This is a genomic window from Aquipuribacter sp. SD81 (genome assembly GCF_037153975.1).
Lineage (GTDB): Bacteria > Actinomycetota > Actinomycetes > Actinomycetales > JBBAYJ01 > Aquipuribacter.
In genome coordinates this window covers 117,290-138,077 of record NZ_JBBAYJ010000005.1, presented here as the reverse complement: position 1 = coordinate 138,077, position 20,788 = coordinate 117,290, and the positions used below count along the sequence as shown (strand labels likewise).

General features: G+C 75.4%; 20 protein-coding genes. 6 read left to right on the top strand and 14 right to left on the bottom strand.

Features of this window, described 5'->3' with window-relative positions; translation table 11 throughout:
• Positions 1-55 precede the first annotated feature (55 nt).
• The 3 genes from WAA21_RS04695 to WAA21_RS04685 form a co-directional block, all read right to left on the bottom strand.
• Entirely contained in the window at positions 56-520 is a 465-nt protein-coding gene (locus tag WAA21_RS04695; RefSeq protein WP_336921601.1) for an ATP-binding protein, read from the bottom strand.
• Between the two features lie 116 nt (positions 521-636).
• Positions 637-1,410, bottom strand: coding sequence for a glycerophosphodiester phosphodiesterase (locus WAA21_RS04690; protein WP_336921600.1), 774 nt, complete (start codon positions 1,408-1,410; stop codon positions 637-639).
• A gap of 19 nt (positions 1,411-1,429) precedes the next feature.
• Positions 1,430-1,753, bottom strand: a complete 324-nt coding sequence (locus WAA21_RS04685; protein WP_336921599.1) for a rhodanese-like domain-containing protein — start codon at positions 1,751-1,753, stop codon at positions 1,430-1,432.
• A 63-nt stretch (positions 1,754-1,816) separates the two neighbouring features.
• Here WAA21_RS04685 and WAA21_RS04680 point away from each other — a divergent pair, with 63 nt between their 5' ends.
• Entirely contained in the window at positions 1,817-2,467 is a 651-nt protein-coding gene (locus WAA21_RS04680) for a hypothetical protein (protein ID WP_336921598.1), read from the top strand.
• Between the two features lie 24 nt (positions 2,468-2,491).
• On the opposite strand, the gene WAA21_RS04675 is transcribed toward WAA21_RS04680, so the two are convergent.
• Genes WAA21_RS04675 through WAA21_RS04665 form a run of 3 tightly spaced genes read right to left on the bottom strand, consistent with a single transcriptional unit; the run spans position 2,492 to position 4,971 of the window.
• Entirely contained in the window at positions 2,492-3,355 is an 864-nt protein-coding gene (locus WAA21_RS04675) for an Fpg/Nei family DNA glycosylase (protein WP_336921597.1), read from the bottom strand.
• Between the two features lie 41 nt (positions 3,356-3,396).
• The gene (locus WAA21_RS04670; protein WP_336921596.1) at positions 3,397-4,251 is read right to left on the bottom strand and encodes an Fpg/Nei family DNA glycosylase; all 855 of its coding nucleotides are present in this window, start codon (positions 4,249-4,251) and stop codon (positions 3,397-3,399) included.
• A 3-nt stretch (positions 4,252-4,254) separates the two neighbouring features.
• Positions 4,255-4,971 carry a dienelactone hydrolase family protein gene (locus WAA21_RS04665; protein WP_336921595.1) on the bottom strand — a complete coding sequence of 239 codons (717 nt, stop codon included), beginning with the start codon at positions 4,969-4,971 and terminating at the stop codon, positions 4,255-4,257.
• Positions 4,972-5,027: 56 nt separating this feature from the next.
• Between WAA21_RS04665 and WAA21_RS04660 the strand changes: the two genes are divergently transcribed.
• Both WAA21_RS04660 and WAA21_RS04655 read left to right on the top strand, forming a co-directional pair.
• The gene (locus tag WAA21_RS04660) at positions 5,028-6,476 is read left to right on the top strand and encodes an MFS transporter (RefSeq protein ID WP_336921594.1); all 1,449 of its coding nucleotides are present in this window, start codon (positions 5,028-5,030) and stop codon (positions 6,474-6,476) included.
• Positions 6,473-7,480, top strand: coding sequence for an LLM class flavin-dependent oxidoreductase (locus WAA21_RS04655; protein WP_336921593.1), 1,008 nt, complete (start codon positions 6,473-6,475; stop codon positions 7,478-7,480). The genes WAA21_RS04660 and WAA21_RS04655 overlap by 4 nt, the downstream gene beginning before the upstream one ends.
• Positions 7,481-7,848: 368 nt before the next feature.
• Here WAA21_RS04655 and WAA21_RS04650 read toward each other — a convergent pair whose 3' ends face one another.
• The gene (locus WAA21_RS04650) at positions 7,849-8,394 is read right to left on the bottom strand and encodes a MarR family winged helix-turn-helix transcriptional regulator (RefSeq protein ID WP_336921592.1); all 546 of its coding nucleotides are present in this window, start codon (positions 8,392-8,394) and stop codon (positions 7,849-7,851) included.
• 112 nt (positions 8,395-8,506) lie between these two features.
• Between WAA21_RS04650 and pgm the strand changes: the two genes are divergently transcribed.
• Together pgm and WAA21_RS04640 are read left to right on the top strand one after the other, a co-directional pair.
• A complete protein-coding gene (pgm, locus tag WAA21_RS04645; RefSeq protein ID WP_336921591.1) occupies positions 8,507-10,177 on the top strand; it encodes a phosphoglucomutase (alpha-D-glucose-1,6-bisphosphate-dependent) in 1,671 nt (556 codons plus the stop codon).
• A gap of 46 nt (positions 10,178-10,223) precedes the next feature.
• A complete protein-coding gene (locus WAA21_RS04640) occupies positions 10,224-10,793 on the top strand; it encodes a hypothetical protein (protein WP_336921590.1) in 570 nt (189 codons plus the stop codon).
• Positions 10,794-10,811: 18 nt separating this feature from the next.
• On the opposite strand, the gene WAA21_RS04635 is transcribed toward WAA21_RS04640, so the two are convergent.
• Positions 10,812-12,800, bottom strand: a complete 1,989-nt coding sequence (locus WAA21_RS04635; protein ID WP_336921589.1) for a M13 family metallopeptidase — start codon at positions 12,798-12,800, stop codon at positions 10,812-10,814.
• A gap of 74 nt (positions 12,801-12,874) precedes the next feature.
• On the opposite strand from WAA21_RS04635, the gene WAA21_RS04630 reads away from it, so the two are divergent.
• A complete protein-coding gene (locus WAA21_RS04630; protein WP_336921588.1) occupies positions 12,875-14,077 on the top strand; it encodes a spore photoproduct lyase family protein in 1,203 nt (400 codons plus the stop codon).
• Between the two features lie 72 nt (positions 14,078-14,149).
• Here the strand turns inward: WAA21_RS04630 and WAA21_RS04625 are convergent, their stop codons facing one another.
• The 6 genes from WAA21_RS04625 to WAA21_RS04600 all read right to left on the bottom strand — a co-directional run bounded on the left by WAA21_RS04625 (position 14,150) and on the right by WAA21_RS04600 (position 20,734).
• Positions 14,150-14,815, bottom strand: a complete 666-nt coding sequence (locus tag WAA21_RS04625) for a response regulator transcription factor (RefSeq protein WP_336921587.1) — start codon at positions 14,813-14,815, stop codon at positions 14,150-14,152.
• Positions 14,812-16,827 carry a sensor histidine kinase gene (locus tag WAA21_RS04620; protein ID WP_336921586.1) on the bottom strand — a complete coding sequence of 672 codons (2,016 nt, stop codon included), beginning with the start codon at positions 16,825-16,827 and terminating at the stop codon, positions 14,812-14,814. The genes WAA21_RS04625 and WAA21_RS04620 overlap by 4 nt, the downstream gene beginning before the upstream one ends.
• 49 nt (positions 16,828-16,876) lie before the next feature.
• The gene (locus tag WAA21_RS04615) at positions 16,877-17,623 is read right to left on the bottom strand and encodes a hypothetical protein (protein WP_336921585.1); all 747 of its coding nucleotides are present in this window, start codon (positions 17,621-17,623) and stop codon (positions 16,877-16,879) included.
• 132 nt (positions 17,624-17,755) lie between these two features.
• On the bottom strand, positions 17,756-18,790 hold the full coding sequence (locus WAA21_RS04610; RefSeq protein ID WP_336921584.1) for a molybdopterin-dependent oxidoreductase: 1,035 nt from the start codon (positions 18,788-18,790) through the stop codon (positions 17,756-17,758).
• Between the two features lie 82 nt (positions 18,791-18,872).
• Entirely contained in the window at positions 18,873-19,379 is a 507-nt protein-coding gene (locus tag WAA21_RS04605) for a CoA-binding protein (RefSeq protein ID WP_336921583.1), read from the bottom strand.
• A complete protein-coding gene (locus WAA21_RS04600) occupies positions 19,376-20,734 on the bottom strand; it encodes an O-acetylhomoserine aminocarboxypropyltransferase/cysteine synthase family protein (protein ID WP_336921582.1) in 1,359 nt (452 codons plus the stop codon). The genes WAA21_RS04605 and WAA21_RS04600 overlap by 4 nt, the downstream gene beginning before the upstream one ends.
• Positions 20,735-20,788 lie beyond the last annotated feature (54 nt).

Sequence of the window (20,788 nt, the reverse complement as noted above, 5' to 3'; positions counted from 1 at the left end):
GCCCGCGCGGTCCGCCGCGATCGGCGTGACCGGCGCGAGTGCGCCGCGGTCCTCATCAGCCCGCGCGACGCCTCGACGGACCGCCGATGGACGCCCACACGGTGGTGCCGCCCTGGTCGGCGTCCACCAGCACACCCCACTCGTGGGCGAGGCTGCGCACGATGCGCAGCCCGCGTCCGCGCGTGGCGACGACCGACGTGCGCCGCGGCCTGATGTCGGCGGCCTGGCCCTCGGCGGGCCCACCGTCGGTGACGGCGATCTCGACAGCCTGCTCGCGCACACGAGCCCGGAGCACGACGGTGCCGTCCGTGGTGGGGCGACCGTGCATGACGGCGTTGCCGAGCAGCTCGCTCGCGGCGAGCTCGGCCTCGACGACCGTCTCCTCCGCGACGCCGAGCTCCTCGAGCAGGTCGACGAGCTGCTCGCGGGCGCCGGGCACCGCGGCGGCGTCGTGGGGCAGGGTCCACTCACGCTCCGTGCGGACCGTCGTGGCCGACACCATCTCGTCACCTTCCGTCACTGCTGACCCCCCGGACAGCGACGTGATACCCGAGCGCCTCTAGCGCGAAACCGGCGGGCCCGCACGGCGGGCCCGCTCCTCCCGCCCGGCGTGAGCTCGAGAGCCACCGCGCCACCTCACCCCGCTCCGACGACGTCGTCCACGACGGCCCGGGCCGTCGCCGGGTCGTCGGTGATGATGCCGTCCACCCCGAGCCGCGTACAGGTGGCCACGTCCTGCGGGGTGTTGACCGTCCACACGTGGACGCGCTGCCCGAGGCGGTGGCAGCCGGCGACGACGGACGGGTCGGCGAGCACGAGACGCAGGTCGAGGCCGACGGCGTGCGCGGTGCTCAGCTGGGGCAGCGGGGCGCGGTGCGAGCGCAGCCGGACCCGGTGCAGGTCCGGGGCGAGGGCCGCCAGCCGCCGCACGGCCATGGGCGAGAACGACATGACCGCGAGGAACGGCAGCCCCTCCAGCCGCGGCCCGAGGACCGCGCGCAGGTCGGCGACCACCTGCCGCTCGACCCGCCAGAACCACCGGCTCGGGTGCTTGGTCTCCACGAGGAGGCCGAACGGGCGGGGCGCGTCGCGGCAGAGCTCGACGAGCCGGCGCAGCGTGAGGATGCCGGGGCCCTCCCCGTAGTCGAGCGCGTCGAGCTCCGCGAGCGTGCGGCGGTAGAGCAGGCCGCGGCCGTCCGAGGTGCGGTCGAGGTCGACGTCGTGGAAGCACACGGGCCGCTGGTCGCGGGTGAGCCGGACGTCGCACTCGACGCCGTCCGCGCCCTCGGCGAGCGCCCGCTCCATGGCACGCAGGGTGTGCTCGGGCTCGGCGAGGCTCGCCCCGCGGTGGGCGACGACGAGCGGTCGCACCGGCGCGGGCAGCGCCGGGCGGTGCGGCAGCAGGCGCACGGCCGGGGTCGCGGCGCCGTCAGCGGACGGTCGGCTCCGTCCCGTCCTCGCTCACCAGGGGCCGGCCGGCCTCGCGCCACGCGCCCATGCCGCCGGCGACGTTGACGGCCTCGTACCCGTTCTGGTTGAGCCACGCGGTCGCCCGCGCCGAGCGGCCGCCGCTGCGGCACACCACGTGCAGCTCGCCGTCGGGCAGCTCGTCCAGCCGCTCGGGCACCTGGTTGAGCGGGACGTGCAGCGCGCCCGGCGCGTGCCCCGCCTGCCACTCGTCGTCCTCGCGGACGTCGAGGACGACCGCGTCGTCGGGCACGTCGGTCACGTCGACGGTGGGGACCTCGCTCACGGCTGCTCCTCGGCTGGGGTGCGGTGGAACCGGATGGGCTGGTGGGATCGTCCCATGGGCATGGTGAGGACACGCACGACGCACCGGTCGGCCACCACGCTCCCGGCGCTCACCGGTCTGCTCGCCGCTGCGCTGCTCGCGACGGGGTGCGGTGGCGGGGGGACGGCGCCAGGCTCGACGCCGGCGGACCCGACCGGGTCCGCGCGGCCCGGACCGACGGAGGCGAGCGTGCAGCCCACCACCCCCGGCGACGAGTCGGACACCGACGCGCCCGCGACGCTGCTGCCCGGCGACGACGCCACGCTGCTGCCCGGTGACGGCGCCGTCGGCAGCACGCCGCCGCTGGTCGGCGAGCTCGTGGCCGCCGACCTGCAGGTCGAGGTGGTCGAGGGCGGGTCGGGCGCCGTGGCGCTCACGTGCTCCTTCGCCCAGGGCGTCGTCTCGGGCGAGGGCGACCACCCGGACGTGCAGGCCGCCTGCACGGACCTGCAGGCGGCCCTGGCCGCGGGCGACCCGTTCGCCCCGGTGCCGCCGGACGCGATGTGCACGCAGCAGTTCGGCGGGGAGGCCGTCGTCGCGGTCCGCGGGACGCTGACGGGGGTCGACGGCTCCGAGGTCCCCGTCGACACGACGTTCCGGCTCAACAACGGCTGCGAGATCGACCGCTGGGAGCGCATGGGGCAGGTGCTCGCGCCGTTCCGCGGCCAGGTCTGAGCGGGCCTCCGTCCCGGCGCGCCGCTACTTGAGCAGCCGGGACATGCGCCGGTCCGACAGCACCTGCCCGCCCGTCTGGCAGCCGGGGCAGTACTGGAACGAGGAGTCCGTGTAGCTGATCTCGGCGATCCTCGTGCCGCACACGTCGCACGCCTGGCCGGTACGTCCGTGCACGCGCATGCGCCCGCGCTTGTCGTCCTTGAGCTGCTCGGGGGCCCGCCCGACGGCGGCCGCGACGGCGTCACCGAGCACGGAGTGGACGGCGCCGTGCAGGCGCTCGAGCTCCTCGGCGGTCAGGCCGCCGGCCGGGGCGAACGGCGAGAGCCGGGCCGCGTGGAGGATGTCGTCGGAGTAGGCGTTGCCGATGCCGGCGAGCACCTGCTGGTCGGTGAGGACGGTCTTGAGCCGCTGCCGTGTGCCGGCCAGCCGCTCCGCAAGGCCGTCGACGTCGAGCGTGAGCGGGTCCGGACCCAGCTTCGCGACGGCGGGCACCTGCGTCGGGTCGTGGACGAGGTGGACGGCGAGCCGCTTCTGCGTGCCGGCCTCGGTGAGGTCGAGCGAGGCGAGCCCCTCGCCGTCGTCGAGCACGACCCGCAGCGCGAGGGGCCCCTTGCCCGGTCGGGCGGGCGCGGCTGCGGCCGGCTCCTTCCACTGCGCCCACCCCGCGCGGGAGAAGTGGACGACGAGGTGCAGCCCGTCGACGTCGAGGTCGAGGAGCTTGCCGTGCCGGGACGCGCCGGTGACGGCGAGCCCGTGCAGGGCGGTCGGCGGCGGGTCGAAGGTCTTGAGCACGTTGAACGCGACGACGTCGAGGCGGGCGACGACACGGCCCGTCGCGCGCTCGCCGAGGAACCTCGCGAGCGCCTCCACCTCCGGCAGCTCCGGCACGGGCCGATCGTGCCCCACCGGCGGGTCCCGCGCAGCCGGGTTCAGGTTCGCGGGCTGACCTGCTCGGAGGTGCACCACCACGTGGTGCGCCCGCCCACCTGGCCGGTCGCCATCGGCGCGCCGCAGCGCGGGCAGGAGGCACCCTTGCGCCGCGAGCCGATGACGTCGCCGGTGTGCACGCCGCCCTTGCGGACGGCCGCCCGCGTGGCGGCGCGGAGGGCCTTGTGCAGGTCGGTGAGCTCCGTCTCCGCGAGGTCGCCGGCCGGTCGGTGCGGGTCCTGCCGGGCCTGCCACAGCGTCTCGTCGGCGAGCAGGTTGCCGACACCCGCGAGCACCGACTGGTCGAGCAGGCGCGCCTTGAGCGGCGCCGTCCCCCGGCCGACCCGGGAGCGGAACTCGGCGACCCGGACGTCGGCGGCGTCCGGCCCGAGGTCGTCGAGGACGGGGTCGAGCCGGACCCGGCCGAGGCGGCGCTTGTCGAACAGCCGCAGCGTCCCGCCGTCCTCGAAGACGAGCGTGAAGCGGTACCACTCCGGCTTCGCGACTGACTCGTCGGTGCCGTCGACGCCGCGGACGGGGTCGCCGCCGTGCACGGTCCCGCCGTCGGCGGTGCGCACGATGATCCGCCCGCTCATGCCGAGGTGGAGGCCGAGCTGCGGCCCGTCCGCACGGTCGTCCGCACCCGCCTCCGCACCGCCGTCGGTGTCGCACCACATCGTCTTGCCGCGGCGGTGCGCCGCGGTCAGACGCCGGCCGACGAGGGCGTCGCGGATCTCACCGGGCGCGTGCGGCCGGCACACCCACTCGTCGGTGTCGTCGACGTCGGCGATCACGCGACCCAGCGCGGCCCGCTCGATGGTCGAGCGGGCGAGCTCGACCTCCGGCAGCTCGGGCACGGGTCAGCGCACGTTGGCGCGGAGGAACTCCAGCGTCCGCGCCCAGGCCTGCGCCGCCTTGTCCGCGTCGTAGGTGCCGAGGTGGTTCTCGTCGTTGAAGAACGCGTGGCCCGCGCCCTCGTACCGGACGATCTCGACGGGGCCCTTCGCCTTCTCGTGCAGCTCGGCCTCGAGCGCGTCGACCTGCTCCGGCGCCGCGAAGCCGTCCTCGGTGCCGAAGTGCCCGAGGACGGGCGCGGTGATGCCGCCGAGGTCGACCTGGTCGTAGCCGCCGACGCCGTAGAACGGCACGGCCGCACCGACGCGGTCGCCCTGCTGCGCAGCGAGCACGAGCACGAACCCCCCGCCCATGCAGAAGCCGACCGCACCGACCGTCGAGCTGGTCACCGCCTCGTGCTGCAGGAGGAAGTCGACCGCGCCCGCGAGGTCGGTCGCCGCCTTCGTGACGGGCAGCTCCTGCATGAGCTGGCCCGCCTCGTCGGAGTCGTGAGTCGTCGCCCCGCCGTACAGGTCGGGGGCGAGCGCGACGAAGCCCTCGCGCGCGAACCGGTCGGTGACGTCCTTGATGTGCTCGGTGAGGCCCCACCACTCCTGGATGACGACGAGCCCGGGGCCGGACCCGCCCTCCGGCACGGCGAGGTAGCCGTGGGCGGTGCCGCCGTTGGAGGGGAAGCTGACGTTCTGGTGCGGGTTCTCGGCCGCGGTGCTGGAGTCGGTCACCCGCCCGACGGTAGATCGAGGCGCGCGCCGCGGCACGACGGAGGATGCTGTGGGCCGTGGACGTCGCCCGCGCACCGGACGCCGGTGAGGTCGCGTACGGCACCCGGCAGGGGACGGGCCTGCTCGCGGCGGTCATCCTCGGCTCCACGATCGCGTTCCTGGACTCGACGGTCGTCAACGTCGCGCTGCCCCGCATCGGCGAGGACCTCGACGCGAGCTTCGCCCAGCTGCAGTGGGTGGTGACCGGCTACACGCTCACGCTGGCGGCGTTCATCCTCGTCGGCGGCTCGCTGGGGGACCACGTCGGTCGCCGGAAGGTCTACGTGTGGGGCATCGCCGGCTTCGCGGTGACGTCGCTGCTGTGCGCACTCGCCCCCACCGCGAACCTGCTCGTGGCCGCGCGGGTGCTGCAGGGCGTCGCGGGCGCGCTGCTGACCCCGGGCTCGCTCGCGGTCATCCAGGCGAGCTTCCGGCCCGCCGACCGCGGGCGCGCCATCGGCACGTGGGCGGGTGTGGGGGCTGCCGCACCGGCCCTCGGCCCGGCCCTCGGCGGCTGGCTCGCCGAGTACGACTGGCGCCTCGTCTTCCTCGTCAACCTGCCCATCGCGGTCGTCGCCCTCGTCCTCACCGCCCGCTTCGTGCCGGAGAGCCGGGACCCCGCCTCGGCGCCGCACCTCGACTGGACGGGCGCCGTCCTCGCGGTCGTCGCGCTGGCCGCGCTCACGGTCGCGCTCACGGGCGCCGGGCGCGGCGAGGGCAGCGAGCTGCTCGCCTCGGCCGCGCCCGTGGCCGGGGTCGTCGCCGTCGTGTCCGGCGTCGCGTTCGTGTGGTGGCTGCGGCGGGCGAGCGCCCCGATGGTGCCGCCGTCGCTGTTCGCCAACCGCACGTTCACGGTGACGAACCTGCTCACCCTGGCGGTGTACGCCGCGCTGGGGGCGATGTTCTTCTTCCTCGTCATCCAGCTGCAGACCTCGCTGGGGTACCGCCCGCTCGTGGCCGGCCTCGCCGGTCTGCCGTCGACGCTGCTCATGGTGTTCCTGTCCGAGAGGGCCGGGGCGCTCACCGACCGGGTCGGGCCGCGGCTGCCGCTGGTCACGGGCCCGCTCGTGGCGGCGGTCGGGGTCGCGTGGCTCGCCTTCGTGTCGGAGGGCGACTCGTACTGGACGGCGGTCCTGCCCGGCGTGCTGCTGTTCGGGCTCGGCCTCGTCCTCATCGTCGCGCCGCTCACCACGACGGTGCTCGCCGCCGCCCCGGACCGGTACACGGGGACCGCGAGCGGCGTGAACAACGCGGTGAGCCGTGCGGGCGGTCTGCTCGCCGTCGCGGCGCTGCCGGGGCTGGTCGGGCTCGGTCAGCAGGACTACGCGGACCCCGACGCGCTGACCGCGGGCTACCGTGCGGCCATGCTCATCTCCGCCGGCCTGCTGGTCGCCGGCGGTCTCAGCGGGCTGCTCGTGCCGGGTCGGCTGCACGAGTGCCGCCCGGCCGACGGGGACGAGCGGTGACCGCGTCGGTCGGCGTCATGCTGCCCCGCGAGGTCCCGCCGGGCGACGTGGTCCGCGTGGCGCGGGCGTGCGAGGCCGCGGGGTTCGACGAGGTGTGGGTCGTCGAGGACTGCTTCTTCACCGGCGGCGTGTCGACGGCCGCCCTCGCGCTCGCGGCGACGGAGCACGTCGTCGTCGGGATCGGGATCCTGCCGGCGGTCGCACGCAACGCCGCCTTCGCGGCGATGGAGCTCGCGACGCTCGCGGGTGCGTTCCCCGGCCGCGTGCACGCGGGCCTCGGGCACGGCGTCGCGTCGTGGGTCGAGCAGGTAGGCGCCACGCCGGCCTCGTGGCTCACGACGCTGCGGGAGACGACCGACGCCGTCCGGGCCCTGCTCGCCGGCGAGGAGGTCCGCACGCAGGGGCAGGTCGTCGCCCTCGACGCCGTCCGACTGTCGTTCCCGCCGGCGGTCGTCCCGCCGCTCAGCCTCGGTGTGCGCGGGCCCCGATCGGTGCGGCTCGCGGGCGAGAGCGCGGACGGCCTCATCCTGGCGGAGCCGACGCCGCCGGCGTACGTCGCCTCCGCTCGGGCCCGGCTCGACGAGGCGGCGACCGGGTCGACCCGGCCGGGCGACCGGCGGCTCACGACGTACACGTGGGCGCTGACCGGGGCGCACGTGACGGACGAGGAGCGCGACGCCGTGCTCCGGGAGCGCGTGCTCGGTGCACTCCGCGACGGCGGCATCGAGGCGCACCTCGCCGACCTGCCCGAGGACGTCCGGGCGCACCTCGACCGCGTCGCCGACGGTTCGGCGGAGCTCTCGGACGAGGCGCTCGACCTGCTCGTGCTGCGGGGCGACGACGGCGTGCGCGACGGCGTCCGCGCGCGTCACGCCGCCGGGGCGGACAGCGTCGTGCTGATCCCGCCGCGGGTGACGGACGGTGTCGACGTGGTGCTGGCCGACGTCGCCGCCCTCGGTGAGGCCGTGCTGCTGGCCGGACTCGGTCGCCCACGACCGTCCTGAGGCGGGCCCGTCCGACGACCGCTCACACACGACCGTGTCGCGCGCGACTGAGTCGAGCACGACCGTCCTGAGGCGGGCCTGTTAGACGGCCGCTCACGCACGACCGTGTCGCGCACGACCGACCGGACCAGACTCCGCTCCCCGCTCGCTCACGCACGACCGTGTCGCGCACGACCGACCGGACCAGACTCCGCACCCCGCTCGCTCACGCACGACCGTGTCGCGCACGACTGAGTCACGCGCGACTGAGTCACGCGCGACTCAGTCGCGCACGAGACAGTCGTGCGTGAGCCATCCGGCGCAGGGGGTGCCTCCAGGTGGTCGTGCACGACCGACCTCGGGGGGCAGGTCCGGCAGCGGCCCAGCCGTCACGAGCCGGCAGCCGCGTCCCCGCCCGAGGTCACGTCCACGTCGAAGCCGGCGGACGGCCACCGGCGGCGCGGCGGGTCGGGCAGCCACCCTTCGAGCAGGATCGAGCTGCGGAGCCGCTCGCACACCTGCTCCAGCCGCGCGAGGAGCTCGTCACGCTCGTCGGCCGTGAGCCCGTCGGCCCGCTCGGTGGCGGCCAGGGCGGTCTCGACCACCTCGCGCAGCGGCTCGGCGGCGTCGGTGGGCGACACGATGAGGCCGCGGGCGTCGAAGGCCGACGGCTCCCGGTGGACGAGCCCGCGCTCGTGCAGCCGGCGCAGCACCGGCGACACCGTCGCCGACGACAACCCCAGGTTCTCGCAGACCGCCCCGACCGGGATGCCGTCAGGCTGTCGCCACAGCGTGGCCATCACCGCCACCTGCGCGAAGGTCAGGCCCGCACCACGCGCGGCCTGCCGGACGTGCGCCGACGCGGCGCGGGCGGTGTGCTGCAGCTGCTGCGGCAGCCACAGCTGCTCCGGGAGGTAGGCGAGTCCGATCGGCATCAGAAGACGCTGGCACGCCACGTGAGAGCGCGTCGGCCGTCGTCCACAGGCTCGCCGTCCACGCGGTGTCCTGGCCTGGTGTGGACACGTCGCACGCGCCAGGATCGACGTCATGGCCGACCACCCGCGCGCAGGACAGCCCGCCCAGCCCGAGGACCTCGTCGACGTGGCGCACCTCGTGACGAGCTACTACGCGCTGACGCCCGACCTCGACGACCCCGGCCAGCGGGTCGCGTTCGGCACGTCCGGGCACCGCGGCAGCAGCCTGCAGACGGCGTTCAACGAGCAGCACATCGTCGCGACGACGCAGGCGATCGTCGAGTACCGCCGTGAGCAGGGCATCGCGGGGCCGGTCTTCCTCGGCCGCGACACGCACGCGCTCAGCGAGCCGGCGTGGGTGAGTGCCCTGGAGGTCCTCGCCGCGGCCGACGTCGCGGTCCTCGTCGACGCCGCCGACCGGTACACGCCGACCCCGGCCGTGAGCCACGCGATCCTGCGGCACAACCGCGGCAAGGCCGACGACGACGCGAGCCGCGCGGACGGCATCGTCGTGACGCCGTCTCACAACCCGCCCGCCGACGGCGGGTTCAAGTACAACCCCCCGCACGGCGGCCCCGCCGGCTCCGACGCGACGGGCTGGATCGCGGACCGCGCCAACGAGATCCTTCGCGAGGGCGGCGGCCGCGCCGACGCCGTCCGGCGGGTGCCGTTCGAGCGGGCCCGGCAGCACGCGGGCACGTACGAGTTCCTGGCGCGCTACGTCGAGGACCTGCCGGCCGTCCTCGACCTCGACGCCGTCCGCGACGCCGGGGTCCGCATCGGTGCCGACCCGCTCGGTGGCGCGGCCGTGGACTACTGGGGCGCTATCGCGGAGACCCACCGCCTCGACCTCACGGTCGTCAACCCGCTCGTCGACCCGACGTGGCGCTTCATGACGCTCGACCGGGACGGGAAGATCCGCATGGACTGCTCGAGCCCGTGGGCCATGGCGAGCCTGCGCGAGCGCATGGCCGGCGGCGAGGGCGGGCGCGCGCCGTTCGACGTCGCGACCGGCAACGACGCCGACTCCGACCGTCACGGCATCGTGACGCCCGACGGCGGTCTCATGAACCCCAACCACTTCCTCGCCGTCGCGATCGAGCACCTGTTCTCGCGCCGCTCGTGGGGCGACGACGTGGCGGTCGGCAAGACCCTCGTCTCCAGCTCCGTCATCGACCGGGTGGTCGCCGGGCTCGGCCGCCGCCTGCTCGAGGTGCCCGTCGGGTTCAAGTGGTTCGTGCCCGGCCTGCTCGACGGCAGCGTCGGGTTCGGCGGCGAGGAGTCGGCCGGGGCGAGCTTCCTGCGGACGGACGGCACGGTCTGGACCACCGACAAGGACGGCATCCTCCTCGCCCTGCTCGCGAGCGAGATCACGGCCGTCAGCGGCGCGAGCCCGTCCGCGGCGTACGCCGACATCGAGCGCCGCCACGGCGCGCCGGTGTACGCACGCGTCGACGCCCCCGCCGACCGCGACCAGAAGGCAAAGCTCGCGCGCCTCAGCGCCGACGACGTCAGCGCCACCGAGCTCGCGGGCGACCCCGTGACCGCCGTCCTCACCGAGGCGCCGGGCAACGGCGCGGCGCTCGGCGGGCTCAAGGTGACGACGGAGAACGCGTGGTTCGCCGCCCGTCCGTCCGGCACCGAGGACGTCTACAAGATCTACGCCGAGTCCTTCCGCGGCGAGGACCACCTGCGGCAGGTGCAGGACGCGGCGCGCGACCTCGTGGGCCGCGCGCTGGCCTGACCGCCTCCTGGCGGGCGCCCCGGCTGAGCGCGTGCGTCACTGGGACATGGCACGCAGCAAGGAGCAGAAGTACACCGACCCCGACCTGCGCGAGCGGCTCAAGAAGGAGATCACCGAGGGCGACCGCGGCGGTCGGCCGGGGCAGTGGAGCGCCCGCAAGGCGCAGCTGCTCGCGCACGAGTACGAGAAGGCGGGCGGCGCGTACCGAGGTGGCAAGGACGACAGCCAGAAGCACCTCGAGCAGTGGACCGACGACGAGTGGCAGACCGCCGACGGCGACGAGCGCGCCCGCCACGGCGAGGAGACCGAGCGGTACCTGCCGAAGGGGGCGTGGGAGAAGCTGTCGCCGGAGGAGAGGCGGGCGACCGAGCGGCGCAAGCGGAAGGGCTCGAAGCGCGGCGAGCAGCACGTGCCCAACACCAGCAAGGCGAAGGACGCGGGCCGTCGCGCCCGCACCCACGAGCCGTTCGACGGCTACGACGACCTCACCGTCGACCAGGTCAAGCGGCGCCTGGACGAGCTGGACGACGCCGCGCTCGAGCGGCTGCAGACGTACGAGCGCGACCACAAGGACCGCTCGACCCTGCTGTCAGCCGTCCGGGGCCGCCTCGGCTGAGACGGCCCCGGCACGTCGTCACCAGATGCGGACGCGCTCCGTCGGGTCGAGCCACAGCCCGTCACCCGGCTCGGTGCCGAACGCCGTGTGGAAGGCGTCGACGTTGCGGACCACGTTGGCGCGGAACTCCGCGGGCGAGTGCGGGTCGATCGTGATGCGACGCCGCACCTCCTCCGGCCGGGTCACCTGCTGCCAGATGTGGCCGAAGCCGACGAAGAAACGCTGCTCGCCGGTCAGCCCGTCGACGACGGGCGCCTCCTGGCCGCCGAGCGAGATGCGGTAGGCGTGCAGCGCGACCTCGGCGCCGCCGAGGTCGCCGATGTTCTCCCCGAGGGTGAACGCGCCGTTGACGTGCGTGTCCGGCGCCTCCTCCGGCGAGAACGCGTCGTACTGGGTCACGAGCGCCTTCGTCCGCTCCTCGAAGCGCTCGCGGTCCTCCTCCGTCCACCAGTCGACGAGCGCGCCGGTGCCGTCGTAGCGGGACCCCTGGTCGTCGAAGCCGTGGCCGATCTCGTGGCCGATGACCGCGCCGATGCCGCCGTAGTTGTACGCGTCGTCGGCCTCGAGGTCGAAGAACGGCGGCTGGAGGATCGCCGCCGGGAACACGATCTCGTTGAGCGCCGGGTTGTAGTACGCGTTGACGGTCTGCGGCGTCATGAGCCACTCGTCGCGGTCGATCGGCGCACCGAGCTTCTCCAGCTCGCGCACGGTCTCCGCGGCCGTCGCCCGGCGCACGTTGCCGAGCAGGTCGCCCGCCTCGATCTCGACGGCCGCGTAGTCGCGCCACCGGACCGGGTAGCCGATCTTCGGGGTGAACTGCCGCAGCTTCTCCTGCGCGCGCGCCTTGGTCTCCGGCGACATCCAGTCCAACCCGTCGATGCGCTCGCGGTAGGCGGCGATGAGGTTGTCGACGAGCTCGGTCATGCGCCGGTGCGCGGCCGGCGGGTAGTGCCGCTCGACGTACAGCTCGCCGACGGCCTCGCCGAGCACCCCCTCGACGAGCGAGACGCCGCGCTTCCAGCGCTCGCGGATCTGCGGGACGCCGGACAGCGTCGTGCCGTAGAAGGCGAAGTTCTGCGCGACGAGCGCGTCGGGCAGGTAGGCGGCCATCGAGGTGACGACGCGCCACCGCAGCCACGTGCGCCAGTCCTCCAGCGGCAGCTCGCGCAGCGCGGCGGCCAGGCCCTCGAGCGCCTCGGGCTCGCCCACCACGACCTCGGCGCGGCCGGCCTCGGGCACCCCGACGCCGTCGGCCCAGTGCCGCCAGCCCGGCAGGAGGTCGTCGAGCTTCTCGCCCGTGCGCAGGTTGTACGTCTTCACCGCGTCGCGGGAGGCGACGGTGTCCCAGTGCGACGCGGCGACCCGGGTCTCCAGCGCGAGCACTGTGCGCGCGGCCGCCTCGGCCGCCTCGCCCTCGGCGACGCCGGCGAGGGTGAGCATGCGCGCGACGTGGTCGGGGAAGGCGTCGCGGATGGCCGCGTGCTGCTCCTCCCGGTAGTACGACTCGTCCGGCAGGCTGATGCCGCCCTGGGACAGGTGGAGCAGGTAGCGGGTGGGGTCGCCCTTGTCGACCCACACGTAGGAGCCGAAGGCGCCGCCGATGCCCTCGCGCTCGAGCTCGCCGAACAGCCGCAGGAGGCCCTCGACGTCCTCCGCCGCGTCGACGCGGGCGAGCACGGGCCGCAGCGGCTCGGTGCCGAGCGCCTCGATCCGCTCCGTGTCCATGAAGCTCGCGTACAGGTCGCCGACCTTCTGCGCGTTGGAGCCCGGCTCGGGCTGCGACGCGGCGGACTCCTCGATGATGGTGCGGACGTCGGCCTCCGACTGCTCGCGGAGCAGGTAGAAGCTGCCGTGGGCGGCCCGGTCGGAGGGGATCTCCGCCGTCTCGAGCCAGCGGCCGTTGACGTGGCGGAACAGGTCGTCCTGCGGGCGGACCGAGGGGTCGAGGTGGGCGAGCGGGCCCGTCGCCTCGGGGGTGCTGTCGGGGGCCGTGGTCTCCGTCGTCACGCGACCATCGTGCCCCACGCCCCGGACACGCGCGCCGAGGTGCCGCCCCGCCCGCGGGACCGCACCGTGGAGGCGTGGACGACCAGCAGCGCACGGGCCCCGCCGACGTGGACCTCGGCGAGCCGCTCGCGGTCGACGTCCCCGCCGTGCCCCACGACGCGAGCGGGGAGGTCGTCGAGACCCGCGACCTCACGGCCCTGGCGCCGCCCGCCCGGCCGGCCCGCCGGTGGACCCCGAAGCGGGTCGTGGTCACCCCGGCGGCGCTCGAGCACCCCCACGGGGTGTGCATCGTGGAACGGGTCGAGGCGCTCGGCCTCGAGGTCGAGCGGCTGAGGTCGAACCGGCTGACGGGCGTGCGCGGGGCGAGCGACCGGGAGACCTACGCGCGGGCGAAGTCGACGATGGCCGTCGTCGTGAGCCCGCCGTCGCGCCGCGACCTGCAGCCGATCGCCCCGAGCGCGGACTGGCGCGTCGACCTCGCCGAGGGCTGCCCCGCCCACTGCCAGTACTGCTACCTCGCGGGGTCGCTGTCCGGCCCGCCCGTCACGCGCGTGTACGCCGACCTCGACGACATCCTCGCCGGGCTCGAGCCCTACCTCGGCCGCGGGACCGTCACGAGCCGGCGCGAGCACCGCGCGCACGAGGGCACGACCTTCGAGGCGTCCTGCTACACCGACCCGCTCGCGCTGGAGCACCTCACGGGCTCGTGGCGGCGCGCGGTCGAGTTCTTCGGCGACTGGGACGCCGACGTCCAGCTGCGGTGGACGACGAAGTACGCCGACGTCGACGACTTCGTCGGACTGCCGCACGCCGGGCGCACCCGGGTCCGCTTCAGCGTCAACTGCCTGCCGGTCACCGAGCGGGTCGAGGGCGGGACGGCGCGGCTGGAGGACCGGCTCGCCGCGCTGCGCCGGCTCGCGCTCGACGGCTACCCCGTGGGCCTGACGATGGCGCCGCTCATGCCGGTCGAGGACTGGCGGACCCACTACGGGCACCTGCTCGACCTCGTCGAGGCCGCCGTCGACGCCGTGCCCGACCTCGACCTCACCGCCGAGCTCATCACGCACCGCTTCACGCCGGGCAGCCGCGACGTGCTCCTCGGCTGGTACCCGCGCACCCGCGTCGACATGGACCCCTCGCGCCGCACGGAGAAGCGCGGCCGGTACGGCTCGCTGAAGTACGTCTACCCGAAGGACGTCATGGCTGAGCTGCGGACCTGGTTCGAGGCCGAGCTCGCGCGCCGCCTGCCCGGCCTGCGGGTCCTGTACTGGACGTGAGAAGCCTGCCCGGGGGCGCACCTCGTGAGCAGGCGTGTGCCCCCAGTGGGGGTACACGCCCGACGACGGACCTCAGCCGCCGAGCCCGCCCTCCCGTGCCCGCACGATGAGGGCCGACCGGTCCCGCACCGCGAGCTTCGCGGTGATCGCCGCGACGGTGTTCCGCACGGTCTTGTCGGCCAGGACCAGCCGTCGCGCGACCGAGGCGTTGTCGAGGCCGCGCGCGACGAGGTCGAGCACCTCCCGCTCGCGGGCCGTCAGCTCGGGGAACGGAACCGGACCACCGACCGCGGCGGTACGCGCACCCGACAGGTACGCGAGGGTTCGCGCGGCGACCTCGGGCCCGAGGATGACCTCGCCGTTCGCGACGGCGCGCACGGCGCGCTCCACCTCGGTCGGGCTCGCGCTCTTCAGCAGGTAGCCGCGGGCCCCCGCGCGGATGGCCGCGACGAGGTTGTCGTCGTCCTCGTGCATGGTGACGACGAGGACGGCGACGTCCGGCCGGGCCCGGACCAGGTCGCGTGTCACCTCGATGCCGGAGCCGTCGCCGAGGTCGACGTCCATGAGGACGACGTCGAGGTCGGGCGTCGCGGTCTCGTCGAGGACGTCGGCCGCCTGCGCGGCCGAGGCGGCCTGGCCGACGACGGCGACGCCGTCGAGGCTGCCGAGCAGGCTCACCATCCCGAGCCGGAAGACCGGGTGGTCGTCGACGACGGCGACCCGGACGTCCTCGCTCACGCCGGCCACGGCAGCTCCGCCGCCACCCGGGTGCCGCCGCCCGGCGCCGCGCCGAGGCGCAGCGTGCCGCCGACCTCCTCCGCGCGCTCCCGCATCGACGACGTGCCGACGCCCGGCACCGCGCGGTCACCGATGCCCGTGCCGTCGTCGTCGACGTGCACGAGGAGCCGGTCGTCCTCGCGGCGCAGCCGGACGGTGGCGCACGAGGCGCCGCTGTGCCGGGCGACGTTCGTCACCGCCTCCACGACGATGCCGTAGGCGGTGACGGCGAGCGGCCCGCGCAGCGCGGACGTCGCGGGGTCGAGGTCGAGCCGCACGTCGAGACCGCCGGTCGCGTGGCGGGCCGCGAGCTCGGTGAGCGCGGGCAGGAGCCCCAGCTCGTCGAGCGCGGGCGGCAGCAGGTCGCGGGACAGGGTGCGGACGTCCTGCACCCGCTCGTCGAGCTCGGCCTGCAGCGCCTCGAGCAGGTCGGCCGCGGCCGCCGGGTCCTCACGCACGACGTTGCGCGCCGCACCGATGCCGAGCCGGATACCCGCGAGCGACGGCCCGAGGCCGTCGTGCAGCTCGCGGCGCAGCACGCGGCGCTCGGCCAGCCGGGCCTCGGTCACCTTCTCCCGGGCCGTCTCGAGGTCGCGCGCGGCCACGGTGAGCGCCACGCCCGCCGCGACGACGCCGGCGAGGTCCGCGAGCGCCGCCCGGCCCCGGGCGTCGAGCCGCTCCCCGCCGGGGGCGGTGACGTCGAGGCGCCCCACGGGCGCGCCGCGGTGCTGCAGGGGGACGCCGAGGGTGTCCGGGCCGGGCGACGGGCGGCCGCGGCGGAGGACCTCCTCACCGTCGACGACGAGCACGGCGCCGTCGAGCCGGAGGGCGGCGACGACGCCGTCGACGAGCCCCTCGAGGAGGTCCTCCGTCGACGACGCGGCGCCCAGGGAGGCACCGAGGCGGCGGACCGCCTGCGCGGGGTCGTGCGCGTCACCGTGGACGAGCCGGTCGACGCGGCGCTGCAGCCACAGCCGCGACGGCTGGACCGCGGCCACGACCGCGGCGGCCGCCGCGAGCTGGCCGAGGCCGGTGCCCGGCACGAGCGCACCGACGAGCGCCGTGACGACGACGTAGGCGAGGACGAGCACCGCGGTCAGCGCGCCCGCCAGGACCGCGCGGGACAGAGCGAGGTCGAGCCCCCACAGCCGGCGGCGCAGGACCACGACCATGACGGCGCCGGGCAGCAGCACCTGGCTCACCAGGTGCAGCGACGGGACGACCGCGACGGGCACGACGCCGAGCAACGGCGGCACGGCGAAGGGGACGAACGAGACGGCGACCGTCGCCGTGCCGAGCGCCAGCCAGACGTACGGCGTCCGCTGGCCGGGCGGCAGGTCACGACGCCGGCGCACGCACGCCCACGCGGCGACCAGCCCCAGGACGACCGCCACCGCGGTGAGAGCCGAGAAGGCGAGGAAGGCGGCACCGGTCTCGGGCAGGAACTGGATCCCGAGCACGAGAGACGTCACGAACAGGCCCGCGCCCAGTCCCGCACGACCCGCCCGGTCGGGCGGCCACGAGCCGTCCTCCCGTACCAGCCACGGCAGCACGAGGAACATCGCGAACGTCCCGGGGAGCCACGCGGTGCTGAAGAGCCGGTACACGGCATCCTGCGCGGGCAGCCCTCCGACCTCCCGCCCGAGGGCGTCGTAGCCGTAGCCGAGGCACGCGAGCGCGCCACCGACGGCGGCCAGTGACATCAGGACGGCGACGGGGTGCACGACCCGCCACAGCACGACGGCCCCGACGGCACCGAAGACGACGGCGACGGCGAGGTCGACGGCGTAGAAGATCAGGTCCTCCCCGGGCCGGAGGGCGGCGCCGAGCAGGAGGAGGAGCGACAGGACCCCGGTCCCCCAGGCGAGGACGAGGGTCACGACGGCGGCCGCAGGCGCGCCACCGCGCCGGCCCTCGAGGAGGGCCGGCGCGGCGGTGGTGGTCCCGCTGCCGGCGGCGACGGTCGCTGTCATGGCGAGCGCAGCGTACGGACCGACCGGCGTCCCGGGAGAGGGTTTCGGCTCACGCTGCCCGACGGTCGCCGAGCGCGAGGCCGAGCATGGTGACCAGCAGCCAGACCGGACCCGTGAAGCCGGCCATGTACTGCAGGGGGCTGACGCCGAGGAGCAGCGTGAGGCCGCCGAGCACGAGGCCGACCACGCCGAGCCAGCGCGGCACCGCGCCGTGCCGCAGCGAGGCGACCGCGACGGCCACGCCGCTGATGCCGGCACCCACCCACAGCCACGGCACCGTGCCGACCCAGTGCCCGTAGAAGGCCACCGACTCCGGCACCACCCGGTCGGGCTCGCCGGCGGCGAAGATGAACTCCGTGTCGAGCGCGGAGCCCATGAGCGCGGCCGCCGCGACCAGGAGCAGGCCCGCGGCGGCGACCCCCGGGAGCAGGCTGGTGCCGGGCAGCGCGGTACGGAGGCGCCGGTGCAGACCGGCGGCGACGACGGGCAGGAGCACGAGCAGCGTCGTGGTCGTGAGGTGGAAGGCGAGCAGGGCCGGCACGAGGTCGCCCATGGCGGTCGTGATGGCCTCGGCGTCGCCGGCGGTGGCGTCGTCGTAGACCGGCGTCACGAGCAGGCTCATCTGGATCGCCGCGACGCCGAGGACGCCCGCGGCGACGCCCGTCCAGGCCCAGGCGCGGGGGCGGCGGGCTGCCGCGCGCGTCGAGGCGTCGGCGACCTCGTGAGCCGGTGACGGGACGGCGGGGTGGGCGGGGTGGGCGGCGGCGAAGGCGGCGGGGTTGGCGGTGGTGCTCATGGCGTGGTGTCTCCTCGTGAGAACCGGGCGGACCGGGCGGTCCGCGTCGAGGAGGACTCTGCGGCGCCCGGTGTCCCGGGTCCCAGGGTCGTGGTGCCCGACCTTCCGGGCGGATGTCCAGGGCGCCCGGCGCTAGCGCAGCGGGACGGGCGGCTGCGCCCACGGCGGCGCCGGGTCGGTGCGGACCTCGGCGACCCACTTGACCCACGCGAACCCGCGCTGGTCGGGCACGACGAGGCGGACAGGGCCGCCGAGGACGACGTCGAGCGGCGCGTCGGCCATGTCGGTCGCGAGCAGCAGGTCGTCGAGCTCGGCGATCGGGAACCGGCGGGCGTAGCCGGTGCGGGAGCGGACGAGGGCCGACCGGTCGCCCGGGGCGGGCCGCACGAGCGCGGCGAGCGGCACGCCCGTCCACGGCTGCTCGCTCGCCCAGCCGGAGGTGCAGTCGATGACGACGGTTCGTCTCGTGCGCTCCGCCGAGCCGGCGAGGTCGGTGACGGGCACGGTGCGGGTGCCGTCGGCGTCCGTCAGGTCGACATGCCAGATCACCGGGTCGGCGTCGGCGCGGGCCGGCGTGCTGTCGAACAGCCAGATGGTCGGGCGCGGCCGCGGCAGCAGGTACGAGCCGGTGGGGCGGCGCGCCTCACCGGGCAGGGCGAGCGCGGTGGTGGCGGTGCTCGTCGCGAGCCACATCGCCCCGGCGCCGAGCGCGACGCCACCGGCGCGCAGCGCGAGCCGCCGGTCGAGGTCGGTGCGCCGCAGCGGCTGCCGACGGGCCAGCGCGTGCCACACGAGCAGCGCGGCGACGGTGAAGCCGGACGCGACGTGCCACCACATCATCAGCTGCCCACCCGCGGCCGTCGCCAGCCCCGTCGCGTGGAGGACGCCCGTGACGAGGGCGAGGACCGTCACGGCGAGCAGCAGCAGCGACAGCCAGCGGGTGCGGCGCCCGCGCGCCAGCCCGGAGCGGACGACCGGCGTCTTCCACGGCACGAGCAGCAGAAGGAGCAGCCCTGCGGCGCCGTGCACGGCGACGACCCAGCGGCCGGCGTCCGTCACGACGAACCACGTGAGCAGCCCGGTGAGCAGCGCGACGGCCGTCGCGACGAGCAGCAGCCAGTTGCTCACGCGGCGCGGCAGACCCCGCCGTCGCGTCGCCGCCGCCATGCGGCACGGTAACCCGCGCTCGACGACACGAACGCAGACGCACGCGCCGTACGTCGACACGAACGCAGACGGATGTGGTCCCTCAGTCGCGGCGCCGCCGGGAGTCGATGACGCCGGTGTCGAAGCCCGCGAGGTGCAGGCCGCCGTGGAACCGGGCGTGCTCGATCTTGAGGCAACGGTCCATGACGACGTCGAGGCCGGCCGCCTCGGCGCGGCGGGCGACGCCCTCGTGCCAGAGCCCCAGCTGCAGCCACAGCGTCTGCACGCCCTCGTCGAGGGCGAGGGTCTCCTCCAGCACCGCCGGCAGGTCGTCGTGGCGGCGGAACACGTCGACCAGGTCGGGCACCCCGGGCAGCTCGGCGAGCGAGGAGTACACGGGCCGGCCGAGGATCTCGCGCACGTTCGGGTTGACGAACCACACCTCGTACGGCGAGGTGGACAGCAGGTACGTCGAGACGAAGTACGACGCGCGCGACGGCTTGTCGCTGGCGCCCACCACGGCGACGGTCCGGGTCCGGCGCAGGATCGCCTGGCGCTGCTGCGCGCTCGGGCCGCTCCACGTGCGCTCGTCGCGCGGGGTCGCGCTCACGACGCCACCGCCGAGGTGCCGCCGTCGACCTCGTCGGGCGGGGGCGCGGCCGACGCGCTCGCCACGTCGCCGCGCACGGCCGCGTCGAGGGCCTGGTCGAGGTCCCACAGCACGTCGTCGACGTCCTCCAGCCCGACGCTGATGCGGATGAGGTCCGGCGAGACGCCGCCCGCGGCGAGCTGTTCCTCGCTCAGCTGCTGGTGCGTCGTGGACGCCGGGTGCAGCACGAGGGTTCGGGCGTCGCCGATGTTCGCGAGGTGGCTGCACAGCCGCACCGAGGAGATGAACCGCTCGCCGGCCTCGCGCCCGCCGCGCACGCCGAAGCTGAAGACGGCCCCGGGACCCTCGGGGGTGTAGCGCTCGGCGCGCTCGTGGTCGGGGTGCGACGGCAGGCCGGCGTAGCGGACCCAGCTGACGCGCTCGTCGGCCTCGAGCCACTCGGCGACCCGGCGCGCGTTGGCGGCGTGCTCGCGCATGCGCTGCGGCAGCGTCTCCACGCCCTGCAGCAGCAGGAACGCCGAGTGCGGGCTGAGCGACGCGCCGATGTCGCGCAGCTGCTCGCTGCGCAGCTTCGTGAGGAAGCCGTACTCGGCGAAGTTGCCCCACCAGCGCAGGTCGCCGTAGCTCGGCACGGGCTCCGTCATGGAGGGGAACTTCCCGTTGTCCCACGGGAAGCGGCCGGAGTCGACGACGACCCCGCCGAGGGTGGTGCCGTGGCCGCCGATGAACTTCGTCGTGGAGTGGATGACGATGTCGGCGCCGTGCTCGATCGGCCGGCACAGGTACGGCGTGACGGTCGTGGCGTCGACGACGAGAGGCACGCCGTGGGCGTGGGCGACCTCGGCGAGACCCGCGACGTCGGCGACCTCGCCGCCGGGGTTGGCGACGACCTCGGCGAAGACGAACCGGGTGCGGTCGGTCATCGCGGCGGCGAAGTCGGCGGGGTCGCCGCCGCGCACGAAGGTCGTGTCGACCCCGAAGCGGCGCAGCGTGACGTCGAGCTGGGTGATCGTCCCGCCGTACAACGACGCGCCCGCGACGACGTGGTCGCCGGCGCCGGCGAGCGCGGCGAAGGTGATGAACTCCGCGGCCTGCCCCGACGCGGTCGCGACGGCCCCGAGGCCGCCCTCCAAGGAGGCGAGCCGCTCCTCCAGCGCCGACACGGTCGGGTTGCCGATGCGGGAGTAGATAAGGCCGTACTTCTGCAGCGCGAAGAGGTTGGCGGCGTCGGCGGCGTCCTCGAACACGAAGCTCGTCGTCTGGTAGATCGGCACCGCCCGCGCGCCCGTCGTGGGGTCCGGCGCGCCGCCGGCGTGCAGGGCGCGGGTGCGGAACCCGAACTGCCGCTCGCTCATGCGCCAAGCGTGCCACCGGTGGGCGCCGCACCGGCCGGCCGGTCCACGCGGCCG

Coding starts and splice junctions, on each gene's coding strand:
- WAA21_RS04650 (WP_336921592.1), bottom strand. CDS start 8,394: ATGCCGATCGGACTCGCCTACCTCCCGGAGCAGCTGTGGCTGCCGCAG.
- pgm (WP_336921591.1), top strand. CDS start 8,507: ATGGCCGACCACCCGCGCGCAGGACAGCCCGCCCAGCCCGAGGACCTC.
- WAA21_RS04640 (WP_336921590.1), top strand. CDS start 10,224: ATGGCACGCAGCAAGGAGCAGAAGTACACCGACCCCGACCTGCGCGAG.
- WAA21_RS04620 (WP_336921586.1), bottom strand. CDS start 16,827: ATGACAGCGACCGTCGCCGCCGGCAGCGGGACCACCACCGCCGCGCCG.
- WAA21_RS04615 (WP_336921585.1), bottom strand. CDS start 17,623: ATGAGCACCACCGCCAACCCCGCCGCCTTCGCCGCCGCCCACCCCGCC.
- WAA21_RS04610 (WP_336921584.1), bottom strand. CDS start 18,790: ATGGCGGCGGCGACGCGACGGCGGGGTCTGCCGCGCCGCGTGAGCAAC.
- WAA21_RS04600 (WP_336921582.1), bottom strand. CDS start 20,734: ATGAGCGAGCGGCAGTTCGGGTTCCGCACCCGCGCCCTGCACGCCGGC.